The sequence below is a fragment of the Streptomyces sp. SAI-170 genome (assembly GCF_049739565.1).
Classification (GTDB): Bacteria; Actinomycetota; Actinomycetes; order Streptomycetales; family Streptomycetaceae; genus Streptomyces.
Window position 1 is genome coordinate 2076864 of record NZ_JBMGQD010000001.1, and the last position, 24894, is coordinate 2101757.

Consider the following 24894-nt stretch of genomic DNA (forward strand, 5'->3'; position numbering starts at 1 on the left):
CCCCTGCCGGGTGTCTTGCCCTGCGCACGGCCCCCGTTCCCCTTACTCTTCCCCGCATGGCTGCGGCTCAGGGAAGACTGTCGGACGGCGCTGGCGGAATGGACGAGAGCAAGGACACGGGGGACATCGCAGACGGGGAGCGGCATACGGGCAAGGCGGCACCGCTGCCGTTCAGGGCCGCCGTCGACGCCCTGCGGGCGGCCCGGCTGCGCCCGCAGATCGAGGTGGAGCCGACACCGGCCCCCAAGCGGCTGGCCCCCTTCGCGTACGCGCTGGAGGCGACCGTCGTGGACGGTGAGCAGGAGCTGGCCGACGGCCGGCTGGTGCTGCTGCACGACCCGGCCGGGCACGACGCCTGGCGTGGCACGTTCCGGCTGGTGACGCTGGTGCGCGCGGAGCTGGAGCCGGAGATGGCGGTCGACCCGCTGCTGCCGGACGTGTGCTGGACCTGGCTGACCGGCGCGCTCCAGGCGCGTGGTCTGGCCTACGGCGAGCCGAGCGGCACGGTCACCCGGGCGAGCTCTCATCATTTCGGTGGTCTGTCGGCCCGTCCGGCCGCCTCGCAGATCGAGATCCGGGCGTCCTGGACGCCGCGGGAGGGGCTGGGCGGGATTCCGGACACGGCGGCGCATCTGGCGTCCTGGTGCGATCTGCTCGCCCAGGTCGCGGGGCTGCCTCCGGCCGGTCCCGGGGACGCGTCGGTGGTGACGCTGCCGCAGCGGCGGGGGCCACAGAGCCGGTGACGGTGTCCCTGGGCGCCCTCAGGGCCATCTCTTTGTCGATACGGCCACTTTCCATCAGAAGCAGTCGATCGAACGAAACGATGTGGTCACCGAACGATCGATCGCCTGTCCGAATTGCACTAATTGTTACTCACTAGATCGTGATCATTCTCTAAAGGGCACCGGGTTTGCTGCCGAAGACGACTGTGACCTTCAAAGCCGTCCCGCACCCAGGAGGCCTGGTGTCCGTTCTCCTCGAGCAGCCCGCAAGCCTGGTCGCCTACCGTCCCAACAAGCCCACCGCCATGGTCGTCGTCGCGGATCCACGCGTACGCTCCACCGTCACTCGCCATCTGTGGGCACTCGGAGTGCGCGACGTCATCGAGGCGTCGTCCGTCGCCGAGGCCCGTCCCCGCATCGGCAACCCCCGCGACATCTGCGTCGCCGATGTCCATCTGCCCGACGGCTCGGGCCTGACCCTGCTCTCGGAGACCCGCGCCGCGGGCTGGCCCAACGGCCTCGCCCTGTCGGCGGCCGACGACATCGGCGCCGTGCGCAACGCCCTCGCGGGCGGAGTGAAGGGCTACGTCGTCACCGGCACCCGCACCAACGTCGGGCTCCCCACCCGGCCCGGTGCGGCCCCCATCGGCGCGGCCGCCGCCCGGCTGCACCGCCGCCCCCCGGGTGCTCCGAGCCACCCGGGCGGCTACCGCGAGCTGTCCGGCCGGGAGGTCGAGGTGCTGCGGCTCGTCGCCGAGGGCCAGTCGAACAAGGCGATCGGTGTCTCCATGGGCCTGTCGGCCCTGACCGTCAAGAGCCACCTCGCCCGCATCGCCCGCAAGCTCGGCACGGGCGACCGCGCCGGCATGGTGGCGGTGGCCCTGCGGACCGGGATCATCCACTGAGCCGGTGTTCATGAGCATGACCGGAGCCGGGCGTCGATCCCCCAAGCGTCCGCGACCGCCTCTTGTCATGAAGCGTCGTGAACCGGGTGTTTCACCGAGCTGACTGGTTTACGACCCCAAGGTGCCCGTCGACGGAACGTTCCGTCGGCGGGCCCTGTCCATGCATGGATACCCTTGACAGGTGACCGACGCCCAAGAGACCGCAGCAGACACACCACTGCGAACCACCGGGGGCGCCCCTCCGGACGACAACGGATCTTCTGCTGAAGGGGCGCCGATCCCGCTGCTCGAACCCCGCGAGGGCATTCCGCCGGTGATCGCCGACGAGGCCGCCCTCGCCGAGGTGATCGCCGCCTTCGCCGCCGGCTCCGGCCCCGTCGCCGTGGACGCCGAGCGCGCCTCCGGCTACCGCTACGGCCAGCGCGCCTACCTGGTGCAGCTGCGCCGCCAGGGCGCCGGGAGCGCGCTGATCGACCCCGTGGCCTGCCCGGACCTGTCCGGGCTCGGCGAGGCGCTGTCCGGCGTCGAGTGGGTGCTGCACGCCGCCACCCAGGATCTGCCCTGTCTGCGCGAGATAGGCATGGTGCCGGGCCTGCTGTTCGACACCGAGCTGGCCGGGCGGCTGGCCGGGTTCCCGCGGGTCGGCCTCGGCGCGATGGTCGAGTCCGTCCTCGGCTTCGTCCTGGAGAAGGGGCACTCCGCCGTCGACTGGTCCACCCGTCCGCTGCCCGAGCCCTGGCTGCGGTACGCCGCGCTGGACGTCGAGCTGCTCGTCGACCTGCGCGACGCGCTGGAGAAGGAGCTGGACCGGCAGGGCAAGCTGGAGTGGGCCCGCCAGGAGTTCGACGCCATCGCCTCGGCCCCGCCGGCCGAGCCCCGCAAGGACCCCTGGCGTCGTACGTCCGGGATGCACAAGGTGCGCAGACGCCGGCAGCTGGCCGTCGTACGGGAGCTGTGGCAGACGCGCGACCGGATCGCCCAGCGGCGGGACGTGTCGCCGGGCAAGGTGCTGTCCGACGCGGCCATCGTGGAGGCCGCGCTCGCCGTTCCGGCCAACGTCCACGCGCTGGGTGCGCTGAACGGCTTCGGGCAGCGCATGGCGCGGCGGCAGCTGGAGCAGTGGCAGGCGGCCGTGGACCGGGCCAGGGCGCTCACCGAGTCCCAGCTGCCGCAGCAGGGGCAGGCCGTCGCCGGGCCTCCGCCGCCGCGCGCGTGGGCGGACAAGGACCCGGCCGCCGCGGCGCGGCTGTCCGCGGCGCGGGCGGCTGTTTCCGCGTTGGCCGAGCGTTTGAACATGCCTCAGGAGAACCTGATCGCTCCGGACACGGTGCGGCGGGTCTGCTGGGAGCCGCCGAAGGTCGTCGACGCCGAGTCCGTCGGGGCCGTGCTGGAGGGGTACGGGGCGCGGGCCTGGCAGGTCGAGCAGGTCACGCCCGTCCTTGTGGAGGCCTTGTCCGCCTAGGCGCGACCGGGTGTCTCATCGCGTGGCCCCTCTCATGAAGCCGTTGTAGATGAACCTCTGCAGCAGCAGGAAGACGATCAGGGTCGGCAGGATCACCAGGACGGTTCCTGCCGAGATCGTCTCCCAGTGGGCGGCATAGGGGCCGCGGAAGCGGAAGAGGGACGTCGAGATCACGCCAAGCTCTTCGGAGGGCATGTAGAGGAAGGGGATGTAGAAGTCGTTGTAGACGGTGATCCCCTTCACGATGACGACCGTCGCGATCGCCGGTTTCAGCAGCGGGAAGATGATCTTCCGGTAGATCGTGAAGGCGTTGGCGCCCTCCAGGCGTGCGGCCTCGTCCAGGGAGATCGGGATGGACCGGACGAACTGCAGGAAGATGTAGATCGAGACGATGTCCGTGCCCATGTAGAGCACGATCGGCGCCCACAGGGAGTCGAACATGCCGAAGCTGTTGACGATCTGGAAGGTCGCCACCTGGGTGGTGACGCCGGGGACCAGCGCGGCGACCAGGAACAGCGCCACGACCAGCTTGCGGAAGCGGAACTGGAAGCGGTCGATGGCGTAGGCCGTCATCGAGCCGATCAGGACCGTGCCGCCGATGGCGAAGAGCAGGATCAGGGTCGTGTTGCCGAACGCCTGGAGCATGTGACCGTCCCGGAACGCGGTCACGTAGTTGTCGAAGTTCAGCGGGTTCCCGGGGAGCGAGAGGGCGCCGTCGGACTCCGCCATCTCCCGCTCCGACTTCAGCGAGGTCAGCAGGACGACGACCAGCGGGAGCAGGACCACCGCCGTCGCCGCGAGCAGCGAGAGGTGGACGAGCGTCCGGGCAACGGCTCGGCGCGTCATACGAGTTCCACCTTGTCGTCGGGGACCAGGCGCCGCTGGAGCCAGGTCACCACCAGGATGATCAGCAGCAGGACGACGGCCGCGGCCGAGGCGAGCCCCGTCTTGTTGAAGCGGAAGGCCAGTTTCACGGTCTGGATCACGAAGGTCTCGGTGCCGGTCGCCCCGCCGGTCATGATGTACGGGATCTCGAAGACCGACAGCGAGCCGGAGATGGACAGGATGACCGTCAGGCTCACGACCGGCTTGATGCCGGGGGCGATGATGTACCGGAACTGGTGCCAGCGGTTCGCGCCGTCCAGCTCGGCCGCCTCGTACAGCTCCCCCGGGATCGACTGGATCGCGCCGAGGAACAGCACGAAGTTCAGGCCCAGATAGCGCCACACCGAGACACCCGCGAGCGAGGTGTTCGCGGAGGTCGACGTACCCAGCCAGGCGTGGTCGGTGTGGACGCCGAACAGGCTCAGCACCGAGTCGAGGGTGCCGCCGTCCTGGAAGAAGTAGAGGAAGACGAAGCCGATCGCGACGCCGTTGATCAGGTACGGGAAAAAGAGCACGCCCTTGTAGAAATTGCGGAAACGAACATTGAAGCTCAGGATCGTCGCGAAGTAGAGGGCCGCCGCTATCTGCACGGCGCTTGCCGCGAGGTAGTAGCCGCTGACGAAGAACACCCGGAACAGGTCCTCGCGGGTGAAGATCTCCGCGTAGTTGCCGGTGCCGGTGTAATGCAGCTCCGGGCTCACGCCGTCCCAGTCGGTGAAGCTGTACGCCACCATGTTCGCTATCGGCGCGTACGTGAAAACGATCAGCAGAACGAGCGGAACGATCAGGAACAACCAAGGCGTCATGCCGCGCCACAGGCGTGTCCCGCGCGGGGCGGGGGCGGCCGGCGCGGTCCCCGCGGCCGCCCGGTCGAGCGGCTTCTGTGCGGTGGCCGCCATCAGCGCTGCGCCTCGGTCCAGCGCTTGCTGAGGTCGGCGAAGAAGTCGTCCAGGGTGCCCCGGCCGGAGCCGCGGGCGAGGTCGACCAGCTTCTGCCGGTACTCGGGGGCGAAGAGGCCGGTCTCCGACTCGTTGTCGATCCGCTTGACCTCGGCGCCCTTGGCGTCGCTGACCTCGATGAGCTTCACGCCCGCGTCCTCATAGGGCCCCAGGACCTCAGGAAGTGTGCCGTTCTTCAGCGGGGAGATCGCCAGATTGTCCTTGTCGTAGCCGGACTTGTCGGTGAACCAGTCGATCCAGGCGCGGGCGGCCTCCTTGTGCGCGGAGTGCACATTGACGGCCTGGTTGTAGTCGGGGCCGACCACCGCGCAGAAGGTGCCGTCGGTCTGGGCCGGGAAGGGCATGAACCCGATGTCGTCGGGGTCCGCCCCGGCCTTCTCGGCGGCGTCCTGGAACTGCACGATCGCCCAGGTGCCGAGCCACTGGGTGGCGATCTCGCCCTGTGCCGTACGGGCCTTGGACTGCTCCCAGTTGGTGGTGGTCGGGTCCTTCTCGGCCAGGCCCTGCTTCACGATGTCGTACAGCAGTGTGTCCCCGACGCGCAGGTCGGCGCCCTCGGCCCAGGGGTCGCCCTCGGCGAGTTCGGTGGTGGCCTCGGGGTCGCAGTGGACCGAGCCGTTGACGGCCGTCCAGGAGCTCATCGTCCAGCCGGCGGCGAAGTTGGTGTAGTAGGGCACGGCGTCCGTCTTCGCCTTGATCGCCTTCAGCGCGGTGAGGAACTCGGCCGGTGTGGTGGGCCATTCGGTGACGCCGGCCTCCCGCCAGACCCTGCGGTTGTAGACGAAGCCGGGCATCACTCCGACCGGGCTCTGGCCGTAGACCTTGCCGTCGACGGCGGTGAAGTCGGTGAAGCGGTACTTCTCGCTCCGCTCCTCGACCGTGCCCAGCGAGGCGAAGAACTTCGGGTAGTCGTCCTTCTTGATCACGGCGGGGATCAGCAGGACGTCGCCGTAGTTCTCCGTGTTCATCCGGATCTTGACTTCGGACTCGTAGTTGGTGAGGGCCTCGAACTCGACCTTCACCTTCGGATAGACCTTGCGGAACTCGGCGGCGTACCGGTCCATCGTGCCGTCCTGCACGAGGTCGGTGCGCACGGTGAGGACCTTGATGGTCCCGCTCACCTCGGCCGGGTCGGTGGGCGCGTCGGCGGCCGCGCCCTTGGAGGTGCCTCCGGTGCCGGTGCACGCCGAGAGCAGCAGGGCGGCACCGGTGACCATGGCGAGGGCTGTACGGCGGTACATGTGCATCAGCTCCGTTCAGGGGGACGGACGAGCACGAGCGGTTGCGGGTTGGCTGGTTCGGAACTCTGACAGCGCTTTCTCGACCGGTAAAGTCCCTATCTCGCCAACGCGCCAAAAACCTTTCCCCGCACTGGGGTTGACCGGTCTAGGGAGCGCGCATGCCGAACGACACACCCCGGTACCGCGGGGAGCCTCACCGATGACCTGGCCGTCGCAGCCGCGCGTCACCATCAAGGACGTCGCCGCGCGGGCCGGGGTGTCCAAGGGCGCGGTGTCGCTGGCGTTCAACCACAAACCCGGACTGTCGGAGGCGACCCGGGACCGGATCTTCCGGGCCGCCCGCGAGCTGGGCTGGGCGCCCAGTCTGACCGCGCGGTCGCTGGCCGGTGCGCGGGTGGACGTGGTGGGGCTGGCGATCTGCCGGCTGGCCCGACTGCTGGGCCTCGAGCCTTTCTACATGGAGTTCGTCTCGGGGGTGGAGAGCGTCCTGAGCGAGCGTTCCTGCGCGCTGCTGCTCAGACTCGTACGGACCGTGGAGGAGGAGGTCGGCGTCCAGCAGACCTGGTGGCGGGGGCGCCGGATCGGCGGGGCGATCCTCGTCGACTTCCGGCCCGCCGATCCCCGGGTGGCGGCGGCCCAGCGGCTCGGGATGCCGGTGGTGGCCGTCGGGCACCCCTCCTTCACCGGCGGCCTCACCTCGGTGTGGACGGACGACGCGACGGCCGTGACGCAGGCGGTGCGGTATCTCGCGGCGCTCGGGCACCGGCGGATCGCGCGGGTCGGAGGCCCGGCGGCGCTCGGGCACACGGTCATGCGGACGGCCGCGTTCGACGACGCGTCGCGTGCGCTGGCCCTGGCCGGGGCGTGGCAGGTGACGACGGACTACTCGGGTGAGGCGGGGGCGCGGGCGACGCGGTCGCTGTTGACGGCGCCGGCGGGTGAGCGGCCGACCGCGATCGTGTACGACAACGACATCATGGCGGTGGCCGGGTTGTCGGTGGCCGCGGAGATGGGGCTGTCGGTGCCGGGAGACGTGTCGCTGCTGGCCTGGGACGACTCCCAGCTGTGCCGGCTCACCCGGCCCACCTTGTCGGCCATGAGCCATGATGTGCACGGGTTCGGGGCGGAGGTGGCCCGGGCCTTGTTCGAGGTGATCATGGGCAGGGTTGCGGGGTCACATCCCGTGCCTACACCTGTGCTCGTGCCCCGGGGGTCCACGGCTCCGCCGTCGGGGTGAGGGCCGGCTCCGGACCGCGGCGCCATCGTGGCTGGTCCGCAGTTCCCCGCGCCCCTCGACGGCCTCCGCTCGGCCCCTGTGTCTGTGTGACCTTCGCCGCTTGGGCCGTGGGGGCTGTGCAGCTACGTTACTCGTAAGTAGCATGGGTCCTGAGCGCGCGCTCAGTGCATGCGTGCCGCAGCAGTGCCATACCGCACCCTGGAGGAGAGCCATCGTGCCTCGTACCGTCAGGGACGTCGTTTTCGTCGACGGCGTCCGCACCCCGTTCGGCAAGGCGGGCCCGAAGGGCATCTACCACGAGACTCGCGCCGACGACCTCGTCGTCAAGGCGATCCGGGAGCTGCTGCGCCGCAACCCCGGCCTGGACCCGAAGAAGATCGACGAGGTCGCCATCGCCGCGACCACGCAGATCGGTGACCAGGGTCTGACGCTGGGCCGCACGGCGGGCATCCTCGCCGGTCTGCCGCAGTCGGTGCCCGGTTACTCGATCGACCGTATGTGCGCCGGCGCGCTGACCGCCGTGACCTCGGTCGCCGGTTCCGTCGCCTTCGGCGCCTACGACGTCGCCCTCGCCGGTGGCGTCGAGCACATGGGCCGCCACCCCATGGGTGAGGGCGTGGACCCGAACCCGCGTTTCGTGAGCGAGAAGCTGGTCGACGAGTCCGCCCTGTTCATGGGCATGACCGCCGAGAACCTGCACGACCGCTACCCGAGCATCACCAAGCTGCGTGCCGACGAGTACGCGGTGCGCTCGCAGGAGAAGGCCGCCAAGGCGTACGCCGACGGCAAGATCCAGCAGGACCTGGTGCCGATCTCGGTGCGCCGCACCAACCCGGAGGCCGGCGAGACCGGCTGGGGCCTGGTCACCGCCGACGAGCCGATGCGCCCGGGCACCACCCTGGAGAACCTCTCCGGGCTGAAGACGCCGTTCCGCGTCCACGGCCGGGTCACCGCCGGTAACGCGGCCGGTCTGAACGACGGCGCCACCGCCTCGATCATCGCCTCCGAGGACTTCGCGCGCGAGAACGGCCTGCCGGTCAAGATGCGCCTGGTCTCCTACGCCTTCGCGGGCGTGGAGCCGGAGGTCATGGGCTACGGCCCGATCCCGGCCACGGAGAAGGCCCTCGCCCAGGCGGGGCTCAGCATCTCCGACATCGGTCTGTTCGAGATCAACGAGGCCTTCGCCGTCCAGGTGCTGGCCTTCCTGGAGCACTACGGCATCGCCGACGACGACGCGCGCGTCAACCAGTACGGCGGCGCCATCGCCTTCGGCCACCCGCTGGCCTCCTCGGGCGTGCGTCTGATGACGCAGCTGGCCCGCCAGTTCGAGGAGCAGCCGCACGTCCGCTACGGCCTGACCACCATGTGCGTCGGCTTCGGCATGGGCGCGACGGTCATCTGGGAGAACCCGCACTTCGAGGGGGACAAGTGAGCACCACCGCTGAGCTTCTGAAGGGTGCGGCCGAGCTGTTCCCCGACGAGGTCGTGACGTCCGCGCACGTCCGCCACCTCGACCTGCCGTTCGGCGCGGGGCGCTTCGCCCTGATCACGCTGGACAACGGCTTCGACCACACCAAGCCGACCACCTTCGGGCCGCAGTCGCTGGCGAACCTCAACGCCGCCATCGACCAGGTCGAGCAGGAGGCCACCGCCGGCTCCATCGTCGGCGCCGGCATCACCGGCAAGCCGTTCATCTTCGCCGTCGGCGCCGACCTCAAGGGCGTCGAGCTGCTGAAGAAGCACGAGGACGCGCTGGCCATCGGCAAGGGCGGCCACGAGGTCTTCAAGCGCCTCGCGGGCCTCGCGGTCCCGACCTTCGCGTACTACAACGGTGCCGCGATGGGCGGCGGCGTCGAGGTCGGCCTGCACTGCACCTACCGCACCGTGTCGAAGGCCCTGCCGGCCTTCTCGCTGCCCGAGGTGTTCCTGGGCCTGGTCCCGGGCTGGGGCGGCTGCACGATCCTGCCGAACCTGATCGGCGCGGAGAAGGCCGTCTCGGTGATCATCGAGAACAGCCTGAACCAGAACAAGCAGCTGAAGGGCAAGCAGGTCTTCGAGCTGGGCATCGCCGACGCCCTGTTCGAGGGTGCCGACTTCCTGGAGCAGTCGCTGATCTGGACGGCGAACGTCCTCAAGGGCGACGTCGTGGTCGAGCGCCCGGTGATCGACCGCGGTGAGGCCTGGGACCAGGCCGTCGCCAAGGGCCGCTTCATCGCCGACTCCAAGGTCCACGGCGCCGCCCCGGCCGCCTACCGCGCCCTCGACATCATCGAGGCCGCCAAGGACGGCGACCTGCAGAAGGGCTACGACGCCGAGGACCAGGCCCTCGCCGACCTGATCATGGGCGGCGAGCTGCGCTCCGGCATCTACGCCTTCAACCTGGTGCAGAAGCGCGGCAAGCGCCCCGCCGGTGCCCCGGACAAGAGCCTGGCCCGCCCGGTCACCAAGGTCGGTGTCGTCGGCGCCGGTCTGATGGCCTCCCAGCTGGCCCTGCTGTTCCTGCGCCGCCTTGAGGTGCCGGTCGTGCTGACCGACATCGACCAGGAGCGCGTCGACAAGGGTGTGGGTTACGTCCACGCCGAGATCGACAAGCTGCTCGGCAAGGGCCGCATCAACCAGGACAAGGCCAACCGCCTCAAGGCCCTGGTCACCGGTGTGCTGGACAAGGCCGAGGGCTTCGCGGACGCGGACTTCGTCATCGAGGCCGTGTTCGAGGAGATCGGCGTCAAGCAGCAGGTGTTCGCCGAGGTCGAGGCGGTCGCCCCGGCGCACGCGATCCTCGCCACCAACACCTCCTCGCTGTCGGTGTCGGAGATGGCGTCGAAGCTGAAGCACCCGGAGCGGGTCGTCGGCTTCCACTTCTTCAACCCGGTCGCGATCCTGCCGCTGCTGGAGATCGTCCGCGGCGAGCAGACCGACGACGCCTCGCTGGCCACGGCCTTCGCCGTCGCCAAGAAGCTGAAGAAGACCGCGGTGCTGACGAAGGACGCCCCGGCGTTCGTCGTGAACCGCATCCTGACCCGCTTCATGGGCGAGATCCAGAACGTCATCGACGAGGGCACCCCGGTCGCCGTCGCCGAGAAGGCCGTCGAGCCCCTCGGTCTGCCGATGTCGCCGCTGGTCCTGCTGGAGCTGGTCGGCCCGGCCATCGGCCTGCACGTCTCGGAGACCCTGAACCGCGCCTTCCCGGAGCGCTTCAAGGTGTCCCCGAACCTCAAGGCGGTCGTCGAGGCCGGCAAGCGCGGCTTCTACGTCTACGACAGCGGCAAGCCGGAGCTGGACCCGGAGGTCGCGGCGCTGCTGAAGCAGGGCGACGTCGTCCTGACCGAGGAGCAGGTCCGCGCCCGGGTGCTGGACGCGGTGGCGCAGGAGATCGGGCTCATGCTCGACGAGGGCGTCGTCGCCGAGGCCCAGGACATCGACCTCTGCCTGATCACCGGCGCCGGCTGGCCCTTCCACCTGGGCGGCATCACGCCGTACCTGGACCGCGAGGGTGTCTCCGAGCGGGTCAACGGCAAGCGGTTCCTGGAGCAGGGCGTGGCGAGCGTCCCGGCGTAACCCTTCCGTACGCACGGACGGGGCCCGGCACATCGGCGGATGTGCCGGGCCCCGGCGTTTTCTCGTACGGCGGATCAGATCGCGTCGTACGGCGGATCAGATCGCGTCGTACGGCGGACGTCGTACGGCGGATCAGGTCTCGTCGTACGGCCGCTCAGACCTCGTCATACGGCCGATCAGGACTCTCCGTACGGCCGCTCAGACCTCGCGCCACGCCTCCAGCGCCAGCCCCGGCTCCTCCTTGCGGCGGCTCAGCCGCAGGGTGCCGTCCGGGGTGAGGGTCGCCGCGACGACCCGGCCCGTGGCGTCCTGGGCGAGCGCCACCCGCGTGCCGGTGGGCAGTTGGGGGCCGGACTCGGTCCAGCTGAGGCCGGCCGTCTCCTGCTCGGTCGGGTACGCGGCGAACGCGACCCGGCCGGAGGCGGAGCGCTGGGCGAGGATCGTGCAGTCGAGGCCGTCGATGTCGCAGCGCAGCACGGTCACCGGGCCGGGGCCGGCCGCCGCGAGCAGGGGCCTTGGCTCGGCGTCGGGCCGCCAGGCGTAAAGGGTGCCGTCCGGGTCGGCGTAGAAGAGGGTCGTGTGCTCCTTGGAGGTGGGCAGCGCGGCGAGCGTGCCCGGCTGCATCTGGACGAGCAGCGGATCAGCCGCGACCGGGCGCCTGCCGGGCTCCTGCTGGAACCAGCGCAGGATGCCGGTGTGGTTGCTCGCGTACACCTCGATACGGCCCGACTCCCCCGTCACGGCGAGCAGGTCGTGGACCTTGGAGCCCTTGAGGTCGTGCCAGGCGTTGAGCCCGCCGCGCTCCTTCTGGTTCCTCATGGACACACCCTTGCCGCGGTTGCGGACGAAGAGGTGGGCGCGCCCCTCGACGTCGACGGCCACGACGGGGTCGCCGGTGCGGTCGCCCTCCTTGTTGGGGTGCCCGAACGGCATCCAGTCGAGTGCGGCGAGCAGCGGCCGGAAGTGGGTGGTGTGGACCAGCCCTGATTCACCCGATCGAGTGGGCCGCCAGGCCACCAGATGGGCATAGCCGTCGGGGCCCTGGCCCACCGCGAAACCGGCGTGCAGTTGCTGCTCGCCGCCGATCCTGCGCGGGGGTTCCCAGGACCCGCCGGGGACGCGTTCGGCCCGGCAGAGGACCGCGTCGTCGGCGGGCAGGTAGACGCTGAGTCGGCCGTCCCGGCCTCGTATGAGCCAGTTGCCGTTCACTGTACGGTCCATCGACACGAGGCCACTTTAGCCGTGGGGGCGGGGCTGCCTTGTCGGGGGGGCGTGGGAGTCTGACGGCATGAGTGACTCGTTGCTGGTGATCGTCGACGCGGCGAACGTGGTCGGGTCGGTGCCGGACGGGTGGTGGCGGGACCGGCGCGGGGCGGCGGAGCGGCTGCGGGACCGGCTGGCGGTGGACGGGGTGCCCGGGGTTGCCGGGCCGGTGGAGATCGTGCTGGTGGTGGAGGGGGCGGCTCGGGGGGTTTCCTCTGTGCCGGGGGTTCGGGTGGAGTCGGCTGCCGGGAGTGGGGACGATCGGATGGTCGAGCTGGTCGCCGAGGCCTCCGGCCGGGCGTGCCTGGTGGTGACGGCCGACCGGGAGTTGCGGCGGCGTGTGGGTGAGCTCGGGGCGTCCGTGACCGGGCCTCGTGCGGTGCGTGGGGGTGGGGACTGAGCGCCGGTCGCCGTGCCTTGATCTGCCGTCCCGCGTCTGCCTGATCGTCGTGGCTTGTCGCGCAGTTCCCCGCGCCCCTGGGGAGCTGATCCCCGGCTCCCCCGTAAGGCGGACGTCAGTCCCCTAGCTCTCTTCGCCCCTCGGGGGCTTCAGGACCTGGCCAACTGTCGTCTCCTCCTGGCGGCCCAGGCGGCTGTGGGAGCGGCCGTAGAGGAAGTAGACGACGAAGCCGACGATCATCCAGCCGGCGAAGCGGAGCCACGTTTCGGTCGGGAGGTTGAGCATCAGCCAGAGGGAGGCGAGGACCGACAGGATCGGGACGACCGGGACCCAGGGGGTGCGGAAGGCGCGGTGCAGGTCGGGGCGGGTGCGGCGGAGGATGATGACGCCGATCGCGACGACGACGAAGGCGAACAGGGTGCCGATGTTGACCAGTTCGGCGAGTTCGCTGAGCGGGGTGAAGCCGGCGACGATCGCGATGATCACGCCGAGCAGGATGGTCGGCCGGTGCGGGGTCTTGAACTTCGGGTGGACGCGCGAGAAGAAGCGCGGCAGCAGCCCGTCGCGGCTCATCGCGAAGAAGACCCGGGTCTGGCCCAGCAGCAGGATCATGCAGACCGTGGTCAGGCCAACGGCCGCGCCGAAGCTGATGAAGCCCGCGAACCAGGGGTGCCCGGTGGCCTTGAAGGCGTCGGCGAGGGGGGCCGTGATGGACAGCTCGGTGTAGTGCTGCATGCCCGTCACGACGATCGACACGGCCACGTACAGGGCGGTGCAGATGAAGAGGGAGCCGAGGATGCCGCGGGGCATGTCGCGCTGCGGGTTGCGGGTCTCCTCGGCGGCCGTGGCGACGACGTCGAAGCCGATGAAGGCGAAGAAGACGACGGAGGCGGCGGTGAAGATGCCCATGACGCCGAAGTTGGAGGGCGCCCAGCCGAACATCAGCTGGATGAGCGGGGACTGGAGGCTGTCGCCCGCCGGGACCTCCTGGGCCTTGGGGATGAACGGGTCGTAGTTGTCGCCGTGGATGAAGAAGGCGCCCGCGATGATCACGGTGAGGACGACCGTCACCTTGACGGCGACGACGAGCGAGGTGACCCGCGCGGAGAGCTTGGTGCCGAGGACGAGGATGCCGGTGAGGACCAGGACCAGCGCGGCGGCGAGGATGTCGAAGCCGAAGCCGTCGGCGCCGTCGCGGGTGCCGAGGGCGTCGGGCAGGTGCCAGCCCGCGTTGTCCAGCAGTGAGGCGATGTAGCCGGACCAGCCGACGGCCACCACCGCCGTGCCGAGCGCGAACTCCAGGACGAGGTCCCAGCCGATGATCCAGGCGGGCAGCTCGCCGAGGGAGGCGTACGAGAAGGTGTAGGCGGAGCCGGCCACCGGGACGGTGGAGGCGAACTCGGCGTAGCAGAGCGCGGCGAGCGCGCAGACCACACCGGCCGCGACGAAGGCGAGGGCCACCGCGGGTCCGGCGTTGTTCCTGGCCACTGTGCCGGTGAGGACGAAGATGCCGGTGCCGATGATCACACCGACGCCGAACACCGTGAGGTCCAGGGCGGACAGGGACTTCTTGAGCGCGTGCTCGGGTTCCTCGGTGTCGAGGATGGACTGCTCGACCTTCTTCGTCCGGAAGAGGGAACTGCTCACGGGCTTACCTCCCACTTGTCGTCCCCGACATGATCGAGAGGGGGTGACCCACGTATGCCCCGGCACGAGCAGTTTCACGCGAATGGGCCGATTTCACCACTCTCGCAGTGGTGAAATCGGCCCATTCGGGTGTGTCCGTCCCGTCAGTCGCGGGCGGGCTCGGCCTCGTCGGCGCTCTCGCGGTCGAACCGTCCGTCGATCTTGGAGACCAGGCCGGTCACCTGGCGGGCGATGTCCGGGGCGGTCAGTCCGATCTCGGCCATGACCTCGGCGCGGGAGGCGTGGTCGAGGAAGCGCGGCGGGATGCCGAAGTCACGCAGCGGGACGTCGACGCCCGCGTCGCGCAGGGCCTGGGCGATCGCGGAGCCGACACCGCCGACGCGGGAGTTGTCCTCCACGGTGACGACCACGCGGTGCCGCTCGGCGAGCGGGGCCATGGCCTCGTCGACGGGCTTGACCCAGCGCGGGTCGACGACGGTGGTGGAGATGCCCTGCTGGTCGAGCAGGCCGGCGATCTCCAGGCACATCGGTGCCAGCGCGCCGACCGAGACGAGGAGGACGTCCGGCCGGTCGGTGCCCGGCTCGCGCAGCACGTCCATGCCGCCGACCTTGCCCACGGCCGGTACGGCGGGGCCGACGGCGCCCTTGGAGAAGCGGACCACGGTCGGCGCGTCGTCGACCTGGACGGCCTCGCGGAGCTGGGCGCGCACCTGGTCGGCGTCGCGCGGGGCGGCGAGCCTGAGGCCGGGGACGACCTGGAGGATCGACATGTCCCACATGCCGTTGTGGGAGGCGCCGTCGGTGCCGGTGACGCCGGCCCGGTCCAGGACGAAGGTCACACCGCACTTGTGCAGGGCGACGTCCATCAGGACCTGGTCGAAGGCGCGGTTGAGGAAGGTGGCGTAGACGGCGAAGACGGGGTGCACGCCCGCGTGGGCGAGGCCCGCCGCGGAGACCGCGCCGTGCTGCTCGGCGATGCCGACGTCGTAGACGCGCTCGGGGAAACGCTTGGCGAACTTGTCCAGGCCGACCGGCTGGAGCATGGCCGCGGTGATGGCGACGACGTCCTCGCGCTCCTCGCCGAGCCTGACCATCTCCTCGCCGAAGACGGAGGTCCAGTCGGCGCCGGAGGAGGCGATGGGCAGGCCGGTGTCGGGGTGGATCTTGCCGACGGCGTGGAAGCGGTCGGCCTCGTCCTGGAGGGCGGGCTGGTAGCCGCGGCCCTTCTCGGTGAGGCAGTGCACGATCACCGGGCCGCCGAACCGCTTGGCGCGGGCCAGCGCGGACTCCAGCGCCTCGATGTCGTGGCCGTCGATGGGGCCGACGTACTTCAGGCCCAGGTCCTCGAACATGCCCTGCGGGGCGATGAAGTCCTTCAGGCCCTTCTTGGCGCCGTGCAGGGTCTCGTAGAGCGGCTTGCCGACGACCGGGGTGCGCTCCAGGAGGTCCTTGCCGCGGGCCAGGAAGCGCTCGTAGCCGTCGGTGGTGCGCAGGGTGGCCAGGTGGTTGGCGAGGCCGCCGATGGTGGGCGCGTAGGAGCGCTCGTTGTCGTTGACGACGATGACCAGCGGGCGGTCCTTGGCGTCGGCGATGTTGTTCAGCGCCTCCCAGGCCATACCGCCGGTGAGCGCCCCGTCACCGATGACGGCGACGACATGGCTGTCGCGTTTCATCAGCTCGTTGGCCTTGGCGATGCCGTCGGCCCAGCCCAGCACCGTGGAGGCGTGGCTGTTCTCGATGACGTCGTGCTCGGACTCGGCCTGCGAGGGGTAGCCGGACAGGCCGCCCTTCATCTTCAGCCGGGAGAAGTCCTGCCGGCCGGTGAGCAGCTTGTGCACATAGGACTGGTGGCCGGTGTCCCAGAGCACCTTGTCCTTCGGCGACTCGAAGACGCGGTGCAGGGCGATGGTCAGCTCGACCACACCGAGGTTGGGGCCCAGGTGCCCGCCGGTCTTGGAGACCTCCTGGACGAGGAAGGTCCGGATCTCCTCGGCCAGCTGGTCCAGCTGCTCCAGGCTGAGCCGGTCCAGATCGCGCGGTCCCGTGATGCGGGTCAGCAGCGGCACCCGTGCCTCCTTGCGAGTAGAGCTGTTGAGCTGTTGCCGGGCTCGTCGAGTCTAATGTTCCGGCCGAACAACGCCGCAAAGGGGCGCGGCCCTGTCGGTGACCTCAGCGGCAACGCCGTAAGGGGCGCGGGGAACTGCGCGACCGGCCACACATGTGCGGCAGTCGCCAGTCCACCCGCGCCCCTACGGCGCGAAGGCGTTACTTCTACGCCCGGCCGGCGGTCTTCTGCGTCTTCCGGGTGATGGAGTCGATGACGACCGTGGTGAGCAGCACACCCGCGGTGATCATGTACTTCACCGGCTCGGCGATGGACTCCAGCTGGAGACCGTACTGGATCGAGACGATCACCAGCACACCGAGCAGCGCGTTCCAGGTGCGGCCACGGCCGCCGAACAGCGAGGTGCCACCGATCACGGCGGCGGCGATCGCGTTCATCAGCAGGTCACCGGTACCGGCGCTCTGGTTGGCGGAGGCGATCTTGGAGGCCAGGAACAGGCCGCCGATCGCGGCGAAGCCACCGGAGATCGCGAACACCGAGATGCGTACGGCGGTGACGTTGATGCCCGCACGACGCGAGGCCTCGACGCTGCCACCGAGGGCGAAGATCTTGCGGCCGTAGGAGGTACGGCGCAGCAGGAAGTCCGTCGCGACCAGGAACACCAGGAAGATGACGGTGGCCAGCGGCAGGCCCTTGTAGTTGTTGTACATGGCCGCCGCGGCGAAGGCGACCACGGCCAGCAGGCCCGTGCGCAGCAGGGTGTCGCTCAGCGGCCGGGACGGGATCCCCGCCGCCTCACGCCGGCGGTTGCCGAGGAAGGAGGTGAGGAAGAACACGGCGGTCACCACGGCCGCCAGGCCGTAGGCGGCGGCGACGTCGCTGAAGTAGTACGTGGTCAGCTTGCCGATGAAGCCTTCGCTGTCCAGGTTGATCGTGCCGTTGGCACCGAGCGTCTGGAGCATGAAGCCGAGCCAGAACAGCAGACCGGCCAGAGTCACGGCGAACGCCGGCGCGCCGAGGACGGCGAAGAAGAAGCCGTGCAGGGCACCGATGGCCGCGCCCGCGGCGACGGCGATGAGGACCGCCGCCCACTCGGGCCAGCCCTGGTTGACCGCCAGGACGGCCGCGATGGCGCTGGTCGCGCCGCTGACCGAGCCGACGGAGAGGTCGATCTCGCCGAGCAGCAGCACGAAGACGATGCCGACGGAGATCATGCCCGTGCCGACCATCGTGATCGTGATGTTGCTCAGGTTGCCCGCGGAGAGGAACTCCGAGTTCAGGCTCTGGAAGATGATGCAGATGGCGACCAGGCCGAGGATGACGGGCAGCGAGCCGAGCTCACCGGCCTTCATCTTCCGCCGGAACTCGCCGATGTAGCCGGCCAGGCCCTGCTCCTGCACCAGCAGACGCGGGTCGACGGCGGTGACGGCGGCGGAGGCGGCCTCGGGGTTCTCCACGGCGTGCTCGTCCTGCGGAGACGTTTTTGCGGTGGAGGTCTTGTCGATGCTGCTCACTTGGAAACCTCCCCGGTCGTGCGCGCCGCACGGCGGGTCACGGCGTTGTCGGTGGCGCCCGTGATGGCGGAGATGATCTCCTCCTGCGAGGTCGTCTTGACCTCGAAGACACCGTTGTTGCGGCCGAGGCGCAGCACTGCCACCTTGTCGGCGACGGCCTTGACGTCGGCCATGTTGTGGCTGATGAGGACGACCGCGTGGCCGCGCTCGCGCAGCCGCTCGACCAGGTCGAGGACCTGGGCGGTCTGCTCCACACCGAGGGCGGCGGTGGGCTCGTCGAGGATGACCAGCTTGGGCTCGCCGAGCATGGAGCGGGCGATGGCCACGGTCTGGCGCTGACCGCCGGAGAGCGAGGCGATCGGGATGCGCACGCTGGGGATGCGGATGGAGAGCGTCTTCAGCAGTTCGAGGGAGCGGCGCTCCATCTCGACCTCGTCCAGGACACCGCGCTTCTTGAGCTCGCGGCCCAGGAAGAGGTTGCCGACGACGTCGATGTTGTCGCACAGCGCGAGGTCCTGGTAGACGGTCGCGATGCCCAGGGACTGGGCGTCGTGCGGCTTGTTGATCGTGACGGACTTGCCTTCCCATTCGATGACGCCCTCATCGATGGGGTGCACGCCGGCGATCGTCTTGACCAGCGTGGACTTTCCGGCGCCGTTGTCGCCGACCAGGGCGACAACCTCACCGGCGTGGACCTCAAGCTCTACGTCGGTGAGCGCCTGGACGGCACCGAACCGCTTGGAGACCCCGCGCAACGCCAGCACGGGCGTAGCGGACACGTGAACCATCTCCTTCGCCGCCTGACCCGGCGGAAGGTAGTGCAGAAAAGTTGGGGGAGTTTTCCGTCCGGCGCCCCGCGCTAGCTTGCGGGGCTGTGTATGAGCGGGGCGCCGGAGGAGTCTTTGTTACTTGATGCCGAGCTTGTCGCAGGCGGCCTTGTACTTGCCGGTGCAGATCTCGGCGGCGGTGTAGACGCCGTCCTTGATGACGGTGTCGTTGATGTTGTCCTTGGTCAGCGAGGTGACGTCGACCAGGACGGACGGGACGTCCTTGGCGCTGCCGCTGGAGACCTTGTCCTTGGCGATCGAGCTCAGGTCCTCGCCCTTGGCCAGGGCGACGGCCATCTCGGCGGCGGCGTCCGCCTCGGGGGCGTACGGCTTGTAGACGCTCATGAACTGCTCACCGGCGACGATGCGCTGCACGGCCGCGAGCTCGGCGTCCTGGCCGGTGACCGGGATGTTGCCGATGCCGGCCGCCTTCAGGGCGGTGATGATGCCGCCCGCCATGCCGTCGTTGGCGGAGTAGACGCCGACGATGTTGTTCTTGCCGAGCGCGGAGATGGCCGCCTCCATGTTGGAGTTGGCGTTCTCCGGCTTCCACTCCTTGGTGTCGTACTCCTTGCCGATCTTCACCTTGCCGTCGAGGACGGAGTGGGCGCCTTCCTTGAACTGGGCGGCGTTGGGGTCGGTGACGGAGCCGTTCATCATGACGATCTGGCCGCTCTTGGCCTTGTCGCCCAGCGCCTCGAGGAGCGCCTCGCCCTGGGTCTTGCCGACCTGGACGTTGTCGAAGGACGTGTAGGCGCTGATCGGGCCCTCGGCCAGGCGGTCGTAGGCGACGACCTTGATGCCGGCGTCCACGGCCTTCTGCACGGAGTTCTTGATCGCCTTGGCGTCGACGGCGTCCACGATCAGGACGTCCACCTTGTTGGTGATCATGGTGTCGACCTGCTGCGCCTGCAGGTTCGCGTCCTGCTTGGCGTTGTTGTAGTCGATCGTCGCCTTGCCGTTCGTCAGCTCCTTGATCTTCTTCTCGATCAAGGGGCGGTCGAACTTCTCGTAGCGCGCGGTCTGGTTCTCGGGAAGAAGGAGACCGACCTTGATGTCGTCGCCCTTCGCGGCGGACGACTTGGTGGAGTCGCTGCCGCCGTCGGCTTCGTCCGCGCTGCCACAGGCGGCGAGGGAAACGGCCATCGCACTGGCGGCGAGAGCCACGGCGGCACGACGCATACGCGTGTTCACTTCTAGAAACCTCCCTGACGAGGCCGCGTCGTTGCGGCCGAGGTGGCTGGAAGTCAACTCGGCCACACGTGCGACGTCAAGAAGTAAATCCTTAACGAGATGGCAACGGTGCCATCCGTTCTCTAAGTGAAGGCAGGCGCCGCACTGTGCAGCGTGCCGTCCAAAAGTGTCGAATCACCCATCTCGCTGAGGGCGAGGGCGAGCGCTCCGAGTACCTCCGCACGGCCCCCAAGTGCCCCCGGGAGAACGGAGAGTTGGCGCGCCGCGCTGGGAATCGCGTAGCGGCCGACAGACTCCCTGATCGGCCCGAGGACGAGCTCACCGGCCTCGGCGAGATCACCGCCCAGGACGACTCGGCTCGGGTTCAGCAAGTTGCAGAGATTGGCCACTCCACTGCCGATGTGTCGGCCGACGTCGGCGATCACCCGACGGCAGCCCGGATCACCGTCCCTGGCCAGCCTGACTACGCCTTCCATGGTCAGGTCGGTGCCATGGCTGGGCTGGAGGAGCGGCAGCACATAGCGCGCCGCCGCGAAGGTCTCCAGGCAGCCGCGGTTGCCGCAGCGGCAGACCGGGCCGGATTCATCAAGAGTAATATGTCCGATTTCTCCCGCAGTGCCACCGGGGCCGCGGTAGATCTTCCCGTCGATCACCAGACCGGCTCCCACACCGCTGGAGACCTTGATGTACGCCAGGTCCCGAACGCCCTTGCCCGCGCCCCAGACCAGCTCTCCGAGGGCGCCCAGGTTGGCGTCGTTGTCGACGTGCACAGGAACGCCCAGACGGCCGCGGAGCTCTTCGGCCGGACGGGTGCCCGTCCAGCCGGGCAGGATCGCGGTCGAGCCCAGGGTGCCGGACTCCACGTCGATCGGGCCGGGCACGCCGAGGCCCACTCCGGCGATCTTGGAGCGGTCCACGCCGGTCACCGCGATCAGCCTGCCGACCAGCTCCTCCGCCCGGTCGAAGCCCTGGGCGGCGGAGGCGTCCACGTCCAGCGGCTCGGACTCCTCGGCGAGCACCTGGTGGGCGAGGTTGCCGAGGGCGACCCTGAGGTGGGTGTGCCCGAAGTCGACGCCGATCACGATGCCGGCGTCCCCGCTCAGGGACACGCTGCGGGCCCGGCGGCCGCCCGCCGATGTGGGCGTGACCTCGACGGTTCCGCCGTCCTTGAGCTCGCGCACGATGTTGGAGACCGTCGCCGCGGACAAGCCCGTGGTCCTCGCGATCTCCGCCTGCGTGAGGGAACCGGCCAGCCGTACGGCGCGGACCACCCGCTCCAGGTTGGCTCGGTGCAGCGACGACTGCGACCCCGGAGTCTCCACGACGACCTCCTGCGCGGCGGGGCCGCCTCAGCGAGGCCCCGTTCATGTCCAACTAGTGAACTCTAAGCTGAGCTGTTCGGGTTGCCTCCCGTCAAGAGGTTGAACCCTTTCCGCGAGCAGGGACACAACGACGCACGCCGCTTCCAGGGGCGGAAGCGGCGTGCGTACGGTCGTGCGCGCCGGGTTACTCCAAGGGCCGGCCCCGTCTCATTTCAGGGTCGCCGAGGTCAGTCCGGCCTGCACCTGGCGCTGGAACGACAGGTACACGACCAGCATGGGGATCATGGCGATGCTGACGCCGGCGAAGAGCACCGGCAGGTCGGTGGCGTAGCCCTGCTGCTGCTGGAGCTGGATCAGACCCTGGGTGAGGACATAGCGCTCGGGGTCGTCGCCGCTCTGCGGCTGCATCAGCACGGTGGGCAGGATGAACTGGTTCCACTGCCCCAGCGTGTTGAAGATCCCGACGCTGATCAGGCCCGGCTTGGCCATCGGCAGCATCACCTGGAAGAAGGTCCGCGCGTGCGAGGCCCCGTCCAGGATCGCCGCCTCGAACACCGCGGTCGGCAGCGTCCGGAAGAAGGCGTGCATGAAGAACACCGTGAACGGCATCGAGTAGGCGACGTACACCAGGATCAGGCCCTGGTAGCTGTTCAGCATGTCCAGCCGCTTGACCATGAAGAACAGCGGCACCAGCGCCAGGAACACCGGGAACATCGCGCCCGCGACGAAGAAGTAGTACAGGAGCCGGTTGCCCCAGAACTGGTAGCGGGCGAGCACGTACGCGGCCATGGAGCCGAACAGCATGGTCAGCGGCACCGAGAAGGCCAGCACGATGACCGTGTTGAGGAAGTAGTCGCCGATGCCCTTGTCCCAGGCCCGTGCGAACACGTCCAGGTCCCAGTTCTGCGGCCAGCCGAAAGCCGAGCCGCCGATCTGGGCGTCGGTCTTGAAGGAGCTGAGCACCAGCCACAGCAGCGGCAGCACGATCAGCAGGGCCCACAGGGCGAGGAAGCCGTGCGAGAAGACGTTCAGGACGACGCCCTCGTTGCGGGGGCCGTCGGGGCGGGCGGGGACCTTGTCCACGGGCCGCGTGACGGGCACGGCCTCTTTCACGGGGGTCTCGTCGATGGGTGCGCTCATGTCGGTCGTCTCTCTCCCGCTCAGAACTCGATGCGCTCGCGGCGGGTGGCGCGCAGCATGACCACGGACAGGATCAGGGTGAGCAGCAGCATCACCACACCCATGGCGCAGGCGTAGCCGCTCTTGCCGTAGATGAGGAAGTTGCGCATCATCACGGTCGCCATGACCTCGCTGTGGTGGTCGGGGCCGCCGCCGAACTCACCCGCGGTCATGGTGGACACCAGGATGAACATGTCCATCGCCGCGATGCCCAGGTACACCCACGCGGTCTGCACCGAGTCCCACAGCAGTGGCAGCGTGATCCGGAAGAACGACTGGGCGCGCCCGGCGCCGTCGATCAGCGCCGCCTCGTAGATGTCCCGCGGGATGGACTGCATGGCCGCGGAGAACAGCACCAGGTAGAAGCCGACGCCGTGCCAGACCACGACCAGCAGCAGCATCCACAGCACCATGTTCGGCTCGTTGAGCCATTCCACCGGGCTGCTCTCGTCGACCAGCCCCACCTTCATCAGCAGGCCGTTCAGCATGCCGCCGCTGTCACTGCGGTACACGGCTCCGAACAGCACCGCGAGAATCGCGAGCGACAGCACCTGCGGAAAGAAGTACACGACTTTGTAGAACTTCGATCCGGCGACCCCGGACACCCCGCCGGCCCTGCTGCGCCCGCCCGCGTTCAGCATGAACGCGAAGAACAGCGCGAGCAGAATGGTGATCACCGGGATGAACACCAGGAACAGGATGTTGTGCCAGACGGCCCCCAGGAAGATGTCGTCCTGGAACAACTCCTTGTAGTTGTCGAGCCCGACGAACTTGAACGTCTGCGACTGCCCCTTCCAGTCGGTCAGCGAGTAACCGATCGTCTGGAGATAGGGCCAGATGACGAAGACGAGATACAACGCCACAGGGACGAAGAGAAACCCCGCGACGAACCGATACTGCCCTTTACGCATAAATTTCCCTGCCCTGTAGTGCCTTCAGGGGCGCGGGGAACTGCGCGAGCAACCACGGACAAGCGGCACCCCGCAATCCACCGCGCCCCGAACGGCGAACCCCGGAAAACTACTCGCGCCGGTTGTTCTTGGACGCCGGATCCTTCGCGGCCTTGTCCACCGCGGCCTGCGCCCGCTTCAGCCACTCCTTCGGCTGAATCCGCTTGGCCATCAGCTCATTGGACGCGTTCTGGATCGCGGTGTCCATCTCGCTGTACCACTCGGTGTACAGGAAGCGGAAGGTGTTGTCACCGGCGGCCTTGGACGCCTCCACCGTCGACTGCGTACCCGGCCGCAGCTGCACGCTCGGGTCCACGCCGTCCTTGAGGATGGTCAGCGAGTTCGCCTCCTTGGCGAACGTCGTCGACCACTCGCGGGACAGCATCATCCGCATGAACTCCTTGGCCGCGGGCAGGTTCTTGGCCTTGGCCGGGATGATGAACGGCTCGCCGGACCCGGCCCGGATCGCCTCGTACGGCATCGCGCTGTCCGCCAGCACCGGCATCGGCATGAACTTCATGTCGAAGTCGGCCGGCGTCTGCTTGATCTGCTCGTTCTCCAGCCAGGAGCCACAGGTGATGAACGCGGCCTTGTACTGGTTCCAGCGGGTCTGCGACTCGGTGTGGGTCAGGCCGTTCGTGCCGGGCATGAGGTAGCCCTTCTCGACGACCTCGTAGACCGCCTCGACGGCCGCCTGGGCGGCGTCGGAGCCGACGAACGCCTTGGGGTCGAGGTTGTCGATCGCCTTCATGGCGTCCAGGCCGCCCTTCTTGGCGATCAGGTCCATGATGGCGACGTTGATGTAGTACGGGTACTTGCCCTGGTGCGCGAGGCCGCCGATGCCCTGGGACTTGGCGTCCTTGCAGACGGCGAGGAAGTCGTCCCAGGTCTTGGGCTCCTCCCAGCCCTTCTCCTTGAAGAGCTTGCCGGAGTACCACAGGCCCCACACCGTGTAGATGTAGTTCAGGGCGACGACCTTGCCCGACTGCAGGCCCGGGTCGAGCGTGCCGGGGATGACGGTGTCGCGGACCTTCTTGGAGGGGTCGTCCACGCTCGGGGCGTCCAGGACCTCGGCGAGGTCGAGGAGCTGGCCGTTCTTGTACAGGACGTCGATCTTGATCTTCTGGGCGCCGGAGTCGTCGACGATGTCCGGCGGGTTGCCGCCGTTGAAGCGCGGCTGGAGTTTGCCGGTGATCTCCTGGGTGCCGGTGTGCGTGGAGGTGACGCCCCACTTCTTCTGGAAGCTGGCCTCCCACGCCTTGGCGTAGTCGTCGCCGTAGCCGCCCTTGAAGATGACGACGTCGAGTTTGCTGCCCTTCTTGACGCCGAAGGGGTTGTCCTTGGACGTCTTGCCCTGCGTGTCCTCGTTGGAGTCGTCGCCCCCGCCGCCGCTCGCGCAGGCGGAGAGGAAACCCATCGACGGCACGGCGACCAGACCTAGCGCGGCGGACCGCTTCATCAGATCGCGGCGGCCGACACCCGACGAACCGTATTCGTTCTCGGCGGAAGTGGATCCCATGCTCAAGTCCTCGCCTTCTCCAGGACTCAGGCGGTGAACCGGATC

At 69.0% G+C, this 24894-nt stretch carries 20 protein-coding genes; 7 read left to right on the forward strand and 13 right to left on the reverse strand.

What is annotated here, in order from left to right; all coding sequences use genetic code 11:
* Positions 1-56 precede the first annotated feature (56 nt).
* The 3 genes from RKD23_RS09465 to RKD23_RS09475 all read left to right on the forward strand — a co-directional run bounded on the left by RKD23_RS09465 (position 57) and on the right by RKD23_RS09475 (position 3089).
* The gene (locus tag RKD23_RS09465) at positions 57-743 is read left to right on the forward strand and encodes a DUF3000 domain-containing protein (protein ID WP_424853281.1); all 687 of its coding nucleotides are present in this window, start codon (positions 57-59) and stop codon (positions 741-743) included.
* A 221-nt stretch (positions 744-964) separates the two neighbouring features.
* Positions 965-1627 carry a response regulator transcription factor gene (locus RKD23_RS09470; protein ID WP_003972894.1) on the forward strand — a complete coding sequence of 221 codons (663 nt, stop codon included), beginning with the start codon at positions 965-967 and terminating at the stop codon, positions 1625-1627.
* A gap of 181 nt (positions 1628-1808) precedes the next feature.
* Positions 1809-3089 (forward strand): HRDC domain-containing protein, encoded by a 1281-nt coding sequence (locus RKD23_RS09475; RefSeq protein WP_424853282.1) that lies wholly within the window; start codon positions 1809-1811, stop codon positions 3087-3089.
* A gap of 15 nt (positions 3090-3104) precedes the next feature.
* On the opposite strand, the gene RKD23_RS09480 is transcribed toward RKD23_RS09475, so the two are convergent.
* Genes RKD23_RS09480 through RKD23_RS09490 form a run of 3 tightly spaced genes read right to left on the reverse strand, consistent with a single transcriptional unit; the run spans position 3105 to position 6180 of the window.
* Positions 3105-3935 carry a carbohydrate ABC transporter permease gene (locus tag RKD23_RS09480; protein WP_424853283.1) on the reverse strand — a complete coding sequence of 277 codons (831 nt, stop codon included), beginning with the start codon at positions 3933-3935 and terminating at the stop codon, positions 3105-3107.
* A complete protein-coding gene (locus tag RKD23_RS09485; RefSeq protein WP_424853284.1) occupies positions 3932-4873 on the reverse strand; it encodes a carbohydrate ABC transporter permease in 942 nt (313 codons plus the stop codon). The genes RKD23_RS09480 and RKD23_RS09485 overlap by 4 nt, the downstream gene beginning before the upstream one ends.
* Entirely contained in the window at positions 4873-6180 is a 1308-nt protein-coding gene (locus RKD23_RS09490; RefSeq protein ID WP_424853285.1) for an ABC transporter substrate-binding protein, read from the reverse strand. The genes RKD23_RS09485 and RKD23_RS09490 overlap by 1 nt, the downstream gene beginning before the upstream one ends.
* 193 nt (positions 6181-6373) lie before the next feature.
* Here RKD23_RS09490 and RKD23_RS09495 point away from each other — a divergent pair, with 193 nt between their 5' ends.
* The 3 genes from RKD23_RS09495 to RKD23_RS09505 all read left to right on the forward strand — a co-directional run bounded on the left by RKD23_RS09495 (position 6374) and on the right by RKD23_RS09505 (position 10969).
* Positions 6374-7411, forward strand: a complete 1038-nt coding sequence (locus RKD23_RS09495; protein WP_424853286.1) for a LacI family DNA-binding transcriptional regulator — start codon at positions 6374-6376, stop codon at positions 7409-7411.
* Between the two features lie 214 nt (positions 7412-7625).
* Entirely contained in the window at positions 7626-8843 is a 1218-nt protein-coding gene (locus RKD23_RS09500; RefSeq protein ID WP_424853287.1) for a thiolase family protein, read from the forward strand.
* Positions 8840-10969 (forward strand): 3-hydroxyacyl-CoA dehydrogenase NAD-binding domain-containing protein, encoded by a 2130-nt coding sequence (locus RKD23_RS09505; protein ID WP_424853288.1) that lies wholly within the window; start codon positions 8840-8842, stop codon positions 10967-10969. Before RKD23_RS09500 ends, RKD23_RS09505 begins: the two co-directional genes overlap by 4 nt.
* A gap of 198 nt (positions 10970-11167) precedes the next feature.
* On the opposite strand, the gene RKD23_RS09510 is transcribed toward RKD23_RS09505, so the two are convergent.
* Positions 11168-12190 carry a hypothetical protein gene (locus tag RKD23_RS09510; RefSeq protein WP_424853289.1) on the reverse strand — a complete coding sequence of 341 codons (1023 nt, stop codon included), beginning with the start codon at positions 12188-12190 and terminating at the stop codon, positions 11168-11170.
* Between the two features lie 67 nt (positions 12191-12257).
* Between RKD23_RS09510 and RKD23_RS09515 the strand changes: the two genes are divergently transcribed.
* On the forward strand, positions 12258-12632 hold the full coding sequence (locus RKD23_RS09515; protein WP_424853290.1) for an NTP pyrophosphohydrolase: 375 nt from the start codon (positions 12258-12260) through the stop codon (positions 12630-12632).
* 123 nt (positions 12633-12755) lie between these two features.
* Here RKD23_RS09515 and RKD23_RS09520 read toward each other — a convergent pair whose 3' ends face one another.
* The 9 genes from RKD23_RS09520 to ngcE all read right to left on the reverse strand — a co-directional run bounded on the left by RKD23_RS09520 (position 12756) and on the right by ngcE (position 24849).
* Positions 12756-14279 (reverse strand): amino acid permease, encoded by a 1524-nt coding sequence (locus RKD23_RS09520; RefSeq protein WP_424853291.1) that lies wholly within the window; start codon positions 14277-14279, stop codon positions 12756-12758.
* Between the two features lie 143 nt (positions 14280-14422).
* Positions 14423-16345 (reverse strand): 1-deoxy-D-xylulose-5-phosphate synthase, encoded by a 1923-nt coding sequence (gene dxs / locus RKD23_RS09525; protein WP_424853292.1) that lies wholly within the window; start codon positions 16343-16345, stop codon positions 14423-14425.
* 205 nt (positions 16346-16550) lie between these two features.
* The gene (locus tag RKD23_RS09530) at positions 16551-17858 is read right to left on the reverse strand and encodes a sugar ABC transporter permease (protein WP_424853293.1); all 1308 of its coding nucleotides are present in this window, start codon (positions 17856-17858) and stop codon (positions 16551-16553) included.
* Positions 17855-18646, reverse strand: coding sequence for an ATP-binding cassette domain-containing protein (locus tag RKD23_RS09535; protein WP_424853294.1), 792 nt, complete (start codon positions 18644-18646; stop codon positions 17855-17857). Before RKD23_RS09535 ends, RKD23_RS09530 begins: the two co-directional genes overlap by 4 nt.
* 117 nt (positions 18647-18763) lie before the next feature.
* Positions 18764-19867, reverse strand: a complete 1104-nt coding sequence (locus RKD23_RS09540) for a sugar ABC transporter substrate-binding protein (RefSeq protein WP_424858205.1) — start codon at positions 19865-19867, stop codon at positions 18764-18766.
* Between the two features lie 134 nt (positions 19868-20001).
* A complete protein-coding gene (locus RKD23_RS09545) occupies positions 20002-21201 on the reverse strand; it encodes an ROK family transcriptional regulator (protein WP_404033129.1) in 1200 nt (399 codons plus the stop codon).
* Positions 21202-21408: 207 nt separating this feature from the next.
* Positions 21409-22341, reverse strand: coding sequence for a carbohydrate ABC transporter permease (locus RKD23_RS09550; RefSeq protein ID WP_424853295.1), 933 nt, complete (start codon positions 22339-22341; stop codon positions 21409-21411).
* Between the two features lie 20 nt (positions 22342-22361).
* Positions 22362-23291, reverse strand: coding sequence for a carbohydrate ABC transporter permease (locus RKD23_RS09555; RefSeq protein ID WP_424853296.1), 930 nt, complete (start codon positions 23289-23291; stop codon positions 22362-22364).
* Positions 23292-23400: 109 nt separating this feature from the next.
* Complete coding sequence (ngcE, locus tag RKD23_RS09560) at positions 23401-24849, reverse strand: N-acetylglucosamine/diacetylchitobiose ABC transporter substrate-binding protein (RefSeq protein WP_424853297.1); 1449 nt, start codon at positions 24847-24849, stop codon at positions 23401-23403.
* Positions 24850-24894 lie beyond the last annotated feature (45 nt).